At 51.7% G+C, this 8218-nt stretch carries 8 protein-coding genes; all 8 read left to right on the top strand.

The window, feature by feature from the left end; genetic code table 11:
- A partial coding sequence (locus C6A40_RS23420; protein ID WP_010791611.1) for an EF-Tu C-terminal domain-related protein occupies positions 1 to 123 on the top strand: 123 nt, incomplete at its 5' end.
- 229 nt (positions 124 to 352) lie between these two features.
- Entirely contained in the window at positions 353 to 736 is a 384-nt protein-coding gene (gene secE, locus C6A40_RS23415; protein ID WP_003862342.1) for a preprotein translocase subunit SecE, read from the top strand.
- Position 737: 1 nt separating this feature from the next.
- Positions 738 to 1283, top strand: coding sequence for a transcription termination/antitermination protein NusG (gene nusG, locus C6A40_RS23410; RefSeq protein WP_003862341.1), 546 nt, complete (start codon positions 738 to 740; stop codon positions 1281 to 1283).
- Positions 1284 to 1438: 155 nt separating this feature from the next.
- Positions 1439 to 1867 (top strand): 50S ribosomal protein L11, encoded by a 429-nt coding sequence (gene rplK, locus C6A40_RS23405; protein WP_008503452.1) that lies wholly within the window; start codon positions 1439 to 1441, stop codon positions 1865 to 1867.
- Positions 1868 to 1870: 3 nt separating this feature from the next.
- On the top strand, positions 1871 to 2575 hold the full coding sequence (gene rplA, locus C6A40_RS23400; protein ID WP_006810530.1) for a 50S ribosomal protein L1: 705 nt from the start codon (positions 1871 to 1873) through the stop codon (positions 2573 to 2575).
- 291 nt (positions 2576 to 2866) lie between these two features.
- Positions 2867 to 3364 (top strand): 50S ribosomal protein L10, encoded by a 498-nt coding sequence (gene rplJ / locus C6A40_RS23390; RefSeq protein ID WP_003862338.1) that lies wholly within the window; start codon positions 2867 to 2869, stop codon positions 3362 to 3364.
- Between the two features lie 66 nt (positions 3365 to 3430).
- On the top strand, positions 3431 to 3796 hold the full coding sequence (gene rplL, locus C6A40_RS23385; protein WP_002445276.1) for a 50S ribosomal protein L7/L12: 366 nt from the start codon (positions 3431 to 3433) through the stop codon (positions 3794 to 3796).
- Between the two features lie 319 nt (positions 3797 to 4115).
- Positions 4116 to 8144 carry a DNA-directed RNA polymerase subunit beta gene (gene rpoB / locus C6A40_RS23380; protein ID WP_008503453.1) on the top strand — a complete coding sequence of 1343 codons (4029 nt, stop codon included), beginning with the start codon at positions 4116 to 4118 and terminating at the stop codon, positions 8142 to 8144.
- Positions 8145 to 8218 lie beyond the last annotated feature (74 nt).

The following is an 8218-nucleotide window of genomic DNA, read 5'->3' as shown; positions in this document are numbered from 1 at the left end:
GACAACATCAAGATGGTTGTGACGCTGATCCACCCAATCGCGATGGACGACGGTCTGCGTTTCGCAATCCGTGAAGGTGGCCGTACCGTTGGCGCGGGCGTGGTTGCTAAAGTTCTCGGCTAATTGCTGATAACATTTGACGCAATGCGCAATAAAAGGGCATCATTTGATGCCCTTTTTGCACGCTTTCACGTCAGAACCTGGCTCATCAGTGATTATTTTTGTCATAATCATTGCTGAGACAGGCTCTGCAGAGAGCGTATAATTCGAAAAGCGAATTAGCATTTCGATTTGGTTTGCCTCGCAATCGCGGGGTGAAAATGTTTGTAGAATACTTCTGACAGGTTGGTTTATGAGTGCGAATACCGAAGCTCAAGGGAGCGGGCGCGGCCTGGAAGCGATGAAATGGGTAGTAGTAGCCGTTCTGCTGATCGTAGCGATTGTCGGCAACTACCTTTATCGTGACATGATGCTGCCGCTACGCGCGCTTGCAGTGGTAATTCTGATTGCTGCAGCGGGTGGTGTCGCGCTGTTGACGACGAAAGGCAAAGCGACCGTCGCTTTTGCTCGCGAAGCGCGTACCGAAGTCCGTAAGGTAATTTGGCCGACTCGCCAGGAAACATTGCACACCACGCTGATCGTAGCGGCGGTTACCGCTGTAATGTCACTGATCCTGTGGGGACTGGATGGTATTCTGGTTCGCCTGGTATCCTTTATCACTGGCCTGAGGTTCTGAGATGTCTGAAGCCCCTAAAAAGCGCTGGTACGTCGTTCAGGCGTTTTCCGGTTTTGAAGGCCGCGTAGCAACGTCGCTGCGTGAGCATATCAAATTACACAACATGGAAGAGTTATTTGGCGAAGTTATGGTTCCGACCGAAGAAGTGGTCGAGATCCGTGGCGGCCAGCGTCGCAAAAGCGAGCGCAAATTCTTCCCGGGTTACGTGCTGGTTCAGATGGTAATGAACGACGCGAGCTGGCACCTGGTGCGCAGCGTACCGCGCGTGATGGGCTTTATCGGCGGCACGTCTGACCGTCCGGCGCCAATCAGCGACAAAGAAGTGGATGCGATTATGAACCGCCTGCAGCAGGTTGGCGATAAGCCGCGTCCGAAAACGCTGTTTGAACCGGGTGAAATGGTTCGTGTTAATGACGGTCCGTTTGCTGACTTTAACGGCGTCGTTGAAGAAGTGGACTACGAAAAGTCCCGCCTGAAAGTTTCTGTATCTATCTTCGGTCGTGCGACCCCGGTAGAACTGGACTTTGCGCAGGTCGAAAAAGCCTAAGCAGCGATCAAAAAAGCGACGATTTAATCGTTGCACAGGGCGCGAGATTGGAATACAATTTCGCGCCTTTTGTTTTTATGGGACCGGCCCGTAAAACGAATTTTATTCACGGGGAGCCTCACTGAGGCGCTATTACCCAATCAGAGGATTTTAGAATGGCTAAGAAAGTACAAGCCTACGTCAAGCTGCAGGTTGCAGCTGGTATGGCGAACCCAAGTCCACCAGTTGGTCCAGCTCTGGGTCAGCAGGGTGTGAACATCATGGAATTCTGTAAAGCGTTCAACGCAAAAACGGAATCCCTGGAAAAAGGTCTGCCAATCCCAGTCGTAATCACTGTTTACGCTGACCGTTCTTTCACTTTCGTTACCAAAACCCCTCCTGCAGCAGTTCTGCTGAAGAAAGCGGCTGGTATCAAGTCTGGTTCCGGTAAACCGAACAAAGACAAAGTGGGTAAAATTTCTCGCGCTCAGCTGCAGGAAATCGCGCAGACCAAAGCTGCCGACATGACTGGTGCCGACATTGAAGCGATGACTCGCTCAATCGAAGGTACTGCACGTTCCATGGGCCTGGTAGTGGAGGACTAAGAAATGGCTAAACTGACCAAGCGCATGTCCGTGATCCGTGACAAAGTTGATGCGACCAAACAGTACGACATCAACGAAGCTATCGCTCTGCTGAAAGAACTGGCAACTGCTAAGTTCGTTGAAAGCGTTGACGTTGCCGTTAACCTGGGCATCGACGCGCGTAAATCCGATCAGAACGTTCGTGGCGCAACTGTACTGCCACACGGTACTGGCCGTTCCGTTCGCGTAGCTGTATTTGCTCAGGGTGCAAACGCTGAAGCTGCTAAAGCTGCCGGCGCTGAACTGGTAGGTATGGAAGATCTGGCTGATCAGATCAAGAAAGGCGAAATGAACTTTGACGTTGTTATTGCTTCTCCAGATGCAATGCGCGTTGTTGGCCAGCTGGGCCAGGTTCTGGGTCCACGCGGCCTGATGCCAAACCCGAAAGTGGGTACTGTAACCCCTAACGTTGCTGAAGCGGTTAAGAACGCTAAAGCAGGTCAGGTTCGTTATCGTAACGACAAAAACGGCATCATCCACACCACCATCGGTAAAGTGGACTTTGACGCTGACAAACTGAAAGAAAACCTGGAAGCTCTGCTGGTTGCGCTGAAAAAAGCAAAACCAACTCAGGCGAAAGGCGTGTACATCAAGAAAGTTAGCATCTCCACCACCATGGGTGCAGGTGTTGCAGTTGACCAGGCTGGCCTGAGCGCTGCTGCAAACTAATGCCTTTACGTGGGCGGTGATTTTGTCTACAATCTTACCCCCACGTTTGCTAACAATTGTTAGCGGCTAAAAGATTTGTTCGTTGGAGCCTGGCCTAATCCAGGCCTCCGTCGAAGACCGCAGGTGTTTCGCAAGAGACTTAATCCCCTGCGTAGACGGTGACAGAACGCTAAGATTATTTTTGGATACTCTGGCTTGTTTCTGCTCACCGTATTAAGACGCTCTTTCCGTTGGGGAGAGTGAAGTGAGTTCCGGAACATGAGTTCCGGCAAACATCCAGGAGCAAAGCTAATGGCTTTAAATCTTCAAGACAAACAAGCGATTGTTGCTGAAGTCAGCGAAGTAGCCAAAGGCGCGCTGTCTGCAGTAGTTGCGGATTCCCGTGGCGTTACTGTAGACAAAATGACTGAACTGCGTAAAGCAGGTCGTGAAGCTGGCGTATACATGCGTGTTGTTCGTAACACCCTGCTGCGCCGCGTAGTTGAAGGTACTCAGTTCGAGTGCCTGAAAGACACGTTTGTTGGTCCGACCCTGATTGCATACTCTATGGAACACCCGGGCGCTGCTGCTCGTCTGTTCAAAGAGTTCGCGAAAGCGAATGCAAAATTTGAGGTCAAAGCTGCAGCCTTTGAAGGTGAGTTGATCCCGGCATCGCAAATCGATCGCCTGGCAACCCTGCCGACCTACGAAGAAGCAATTGCACGCCTGATGGCAACCATGAAAGAAGCTGCGGCTGGCAAACTGGTTCGCACTCTGGCTGCTGTACGCGATGCGAAAGAAGCTGCTTAATCGCAGTTATCTTTATAAAGCATTTGCTTACGTATAAACTTATTCTGATTTTCAGGAACAATTTAAATGTCTATCACTAAAGATCAAATCATTGAAGCAGTAGCAGCTATGTCCGTAATGGACGTTGTAGAGCTGGTTTCTGCAATGGAAGAAAAATTCGGTGTTTCTGCTGCTGCTGCTGTAGCTGTAGCTGCGGGCCCGGCTGAAGCTGCTGAAGAAAAAACTGAATTCGACGTAATTCTGAAAGCTGCTGGCGCGAACAAAGTTGCTGTTATCAAAGCAGTACGTGGCGCAACTGGCCTGGGTCTGAAAGAAGCTAAAGACCTGGTAGAATCTGCTCCAGCTGCGCTGAAAGAAGGCGTGAGCAAAGACGACGCAGAAGCACTGAAAAAATCTCTGGAAGAAGCTGGCGCTGAAGTTGAAGTTAAATAAGCCAACTTTTCTGGTTGCAGCCTAAGTAATTAGGCTGATGGCTGGTGACTTTTTAGTCACCAGCCTTTTTGCGCTGTAAGGCATCAGTAGCATTTCACACTGTTTGACTGCTGATTGTCCTGACAATGCTTGTTTCTATCGACGACTTAATATACTGCGACAGGGTGCTCGCTCTGTGTAAATCGCAATGAAATGGTTTAAGCGTGATAGCAACAGGTATTGCGGAAAGTATTCAATTTTCCGGTCCACAAAATGGTGTTGCACAAACTGTCCCTTCGTCGGACAGATGGGTCGACTTGTCAGCGAGCTGAGGAACCCTATGGTTTACTCCTATACCGAGAAAAAACGTATTCGTAAGGATTTTGGTAAACGTCCACAAGTTCTGGACATTCCATATCTCCTTTCTATCCAGCTTGACTCGTTCCAGAAGTTTATCGAGCAAGATCCTGAAGGGCAGTACGGTCTGGAAGCAGCCTTCCGCTCCGTGTTCCCGATTCAGAGCTACAGCGGTAACTCCGAGCTGCAGTACGTCAGCTACCGCCTTGGCGAACCGGTGTTTGACGTTCAGGAATGTCAGATCCGTGGCGTGACCTATTCCGCACCGCTGCGCGTAAAACTGCGTCTGGTGATCTACGAGCGCGAAGCGCCTGAAGGCACCGTAAAAGACATTAAAGAACAAGAAGTCTACATGGGTGAAATTCCACTCATGACAGACAACGGTACTTTCGTTATTAACGGTACTGAGCGTGTTATCGTTTCCCAGCTGCATCGTAGCCCGGGCGTCTTCTTCGACAGCGATAAAGGTAAAACGCACTCTTCCGGTAAAGTACTGTATAACGCACGCATCATTCCTTACCGTGGTTCCTGGCTGGACTTCGAGTTCGATCCAAAAGACAACCTGTTTGTCCGTATCGACCGTCGTCGTAAACTGCCTGCAACCATCATTCTGCGTGCACTGAACTATACCACTGAGCAGATCCTGGACCTGTTCTTTGAGAAAGTGATCTTTGAAATCCGCGACAACAAGCTGCAGATGGAGCTGGTGCCGGAACGTCTGCGTGGTGAGACCGCGTCGTTCGACATCGAAGCCGACGGCAAAGTGTATGTGGAAAAAGGTCGCCGTATCACCGCGCGCCACATCCGCCAGCTGGAAAAAGATGATATCAAACACATCGAAGTTCCGGTTGAATACATTGCAGGAAAAGTAGCCGCGAAAGATTACGTTGATGAATCAACTGGCGAGCTGATCTGCCCGGCTAACATGGAGCTGAGCCTGGATCTGCTGGCTAAGCTGAGTCAGGCTGGCCACAAACGTATCGAAACGCTGTTCACCAACGATCTGGACCACGGTCCGTACATCTCTGAGACTGTACGCGTCGACCCAACCAACGATCGTCTGAGCGCGCTGGTTGAAATCTACCGCATGATGCGTCCTGGTGAGCCACCAACTCGCGAAGCGGCTGAAAGCCTGTTCGAGAACCTGTTCTTCTCCGAAGACCGCTACGATCTGTCCGCGGTTGGTCGTATGAAGTTCAACCGTTCTCTGCTGCGCGACGAAATCGAAGGTTCCGGTATCCTGAGCAAAGACGACATCATCGAAGTGATGAAGAAGCTCATCGATATCCGTAACGGCAAAGGCGAAGTGGACGACATCGACCACCTCGGCAACCGTCGTATCCGTTCCGTAGGCGAAATGGCGGAAAACCAGTTCCGCGTTGGCCTGGTACGTGTAGAGCGTGCGGTGAAAGAGCGTCTGTCTCTGGGCGATCTGGATACCCTGATGCCTCAGGATATGATCAACGCCAAGCCGATTTCTGCAGCAGTGAAAGAGTTCTTCGGTTCCAGCCAGCTGTCTCAGTTCATGGACCAGAACAACCCGCTGTCTGAGATTACGCACAAGCGTCGTATCTCTGCACTCGGCCCAGGCGGTCTGACCCGTGAGCGTGCAGGCTTCGAAGTTCGAGACGTACACCCGACCCACTACGGTCGCGTATGTCCAATCGAAACGCCTGAAGGTCCAAACATCGGTCTGATCAACTCCCTGTCCGTGTATGCACAGACAAACGAATACGGTTTCCTCGAGACCCCGTACCGTAAAGTGACCGACGGTGTTGTTACCGACGAAATTCATTACCTGTCTGCTATCGAAGAAGGCAACTACGTTATCGCTCAGGCGAACTCCAACCTGGATGACGAAGGCCACTTTGTAGAAGATCTGGTTACCTGCCGTAGCAAAGGCGAATCCAGCTTGTTCAGCCGCGACCAGGTTGACTACATGGACGTATCCACCCAGCAGGTGGTATCCGTCGGTGCGTCCCTGATCCCGTTCCTGGAACACGATGACGCCAACCGTGCATTGATGGGTGCGAACATGCAACGTCAGGCCGTTCCAACTCTGCGTGCTGATAAGCCGCTGGTTGGTACCGGTATGGAACGTGCTGTTGCCGTTGACTCCGGTGTTACTGCAGTTGCTAAGCGTGGCGGTACTGTTCAGTACGTGGATGCCTCCCGTATCGTTATCAAAGTTAACGAAGACGAGATGTACCCGGGCGAAGCAGGTATCGACATTTATAACCTGACCAAATACACCCGTTCTAACCAGAACACCTGTATCAACCAGATGCCTTGCGTATCTCTGGGTGAGCCAGTTGAGCGCGGCGACGTGCTGGCAGACGGTCCGTCCACCGACCTCGGTGAACTGGCGCTCGGTCAGAACATGCGCGTAGCGTTCATGCCGTGGAACGGTTACAACTTCGAAGACTCCATCCTCGTCTCCGAGCGTGTGGTTCAGGAAGATCGTTTCACCACCATCCACATTCAGGAACTGGCGTGTGTGTCCCGTGACACCAAGCTGGGGCCAGAAGAGATCACTGCTGACATCCCTAACGTGGGTGAAGCTGCGCTCTCCAAACTGGATGAATCCGGTATTGTTTACATCGGTGCGGAAGTGACCGGCGGCGACATTCTGGTTGGTAAGGTTACGCCGAAAGGTGAAACCCAGCTGACGCCAGAAGAGAAACTGCTGCGTGCCATCTTCGGTGAGAAAGCGTCTGACGTTAAAGACTCTTCTCTGCGCGTACCAAACGGTGTTTCCGGTACGGTTATCGACGTTCAGGTCTTCACTCGTGATGGCGTTGAGAAAGATAAGCGTGCGCTGGAAATCGAAGAGATGCAGCTCAAACAGGCTAAGAAAGACCTGTCTGAAGAACTGCAGATCCTCGAAGCGGGTCTGTTCAGCCGTATCTATGCGGTGCTGGTTGCCGGTGGCGTTGAAGCTGAGAAGCTCGACAAACTGCCACGCGATCGCTGGCTGGAACTGGGCCTGACCGACGAAGAGAAACAAAATCAGCTGGAACAGCTGGCTGAGCAGTATGACGAACTGAAACACGAGTTCGAGAAAAAACTCGAAGCGAAACGCCGCAAAATCACTCAGGGCGACGATCTGGCACCAGGCGTGCTGAAGATTGTTAAGGTCTATCTGGCTGTTAAACGTCAGATCCAGCCTGGTGATAAGATGGCAGGTCGTCACGGTAACAAGGGTGTTATCTCTAAGATCAACCCGATCGAAGATATGCCGCACGATGCTAACGGTACGCCGGTAGATATCGTACTGAACCCACTGGGCGTACCGTCTCGTATGAACATTGGTCAGATCCTGGAAACTCACCTGGGTATGGCTGCGAAAGGCATCGGCGACAAGATTAACGCCATGCTGAAACAGCAGCAGGAAGTCGCGAAACTGCGCGAATTCATCCAGCGTGCCTACGATCTGGGTACCGACGTGCGTCAGAAAGTCGACCTGAACACCTTCAGCGATGAAGAAGTGCTGCGTCTGGCAGAGAACCTGCGCAAAGGTATGCCAATTGCAACGCCGGTATTCGACGGTGCAAAAGAAGCAGAAATTAAAGAGCTGCTGCAACTGGGTGGTCTGCCAACGTCTGGTCAGATTACGCTGTTTGACGGCCGTACCGGTGAACAGTTCGAACGTCCGGTAACCGTAGGTTACATGTACATGCTGAAACTGAACCACCTGGTCGACGACAAGATGCACGCTCGTTCTACCGGTTCTTACAGCCTGGTTACTCAGCAGCCGCTGGGTGGTAAGGCACAGTTCGGTGGTCAGCGCTTCGGGGAGATGGAAGTGTGGGCGCTGGAAGCATACGGCGCGGCATACACCCTGCAGGAAATGCTCACCGTTAAGTCTGATGACGTGAACGGTCGTACTAAGATGTATAAAAACATCGTGGACGGCAACCATCAGATGGAACCAGGCATGCCAGAATCCTTCAACGTACTGTTGAAAGAGATTCGTTCGCTGGGTATCAACATCGAACTGGAAGACGAGTAATTCTCGCTCAAACAGGTCACTGGTGCCGGGTTAACCCCCGGCACCGGATTGTGCTAACTCCGACGGGAGCAAAT

This window comes from Enterobacter sp. GER_MD16_1505_Eko_090 (assembly GCF_003331015.1).
GTDB classification, from domain to species: domain Bacteria; phylum Pseudomonadota; class Gammaproteobacteria; order Enterobacterales; family Enterobacteriaceae; genus Enterobacter; species Enterobacter roggenkampii.
Note: the sequence above shows the minus strand (reverse complement) of the source record. Positions and strands in the feature narration are given on the sequence as shown.

What these genes read in the sequence shown, in the direction of transcription:
- nusG (WP_003862341.1), top strand. Translation starts at nt 738, where the DNA reads ATGTCTGAAGCCCCTAAAAAGCGCTGGTACGTCGTTCAGGCGTTTTCC.
- rplL (WP_002445276.1), top strand. Translation starts at nt 3,431, where the DNA reads ATGTCTATCACTAAAGATCAAATCATTGAAGCAGTAGCAGCTATGTCC.
- rpoB (WP_008503453.1), top strand. Translation starts at nt 4,116, where the DNA reads ATGGTTTACTCCTATACCGAGAAAAAACGTATTCGTAAGGATTTTGGT.
- rplJ (WP_003862338.1), top strand. Translation starts at nt 2,867, where the DNA reads ATGGCTTTAAATCTTCAAGACAAACAAGCGATTGTTGCTGAAGTCAGC.
- rplA (WP_006810530.1), top strand. Translation starts at nt 1,871, where the DNA reads ATGGCTAAACTGACCAAGCGCATGTCCGTGATCCGTGACAAAGTTGAT.
- rplK (WP_008503452.1), top strand. Translation starts at nt 1,439, where the DNA reads ATGGCTAAGAAAGTACAAGCCTACGTCAAGCTGCAGGTTGCAGCTGGT.
- secE (WP_003862342.1), top strand. Translation starts at nt 353, where the DNA reads ATGAGTGCGAATACCGAAGCTCAAGGGAGCGGGCGCGGCCTGGAAGCG.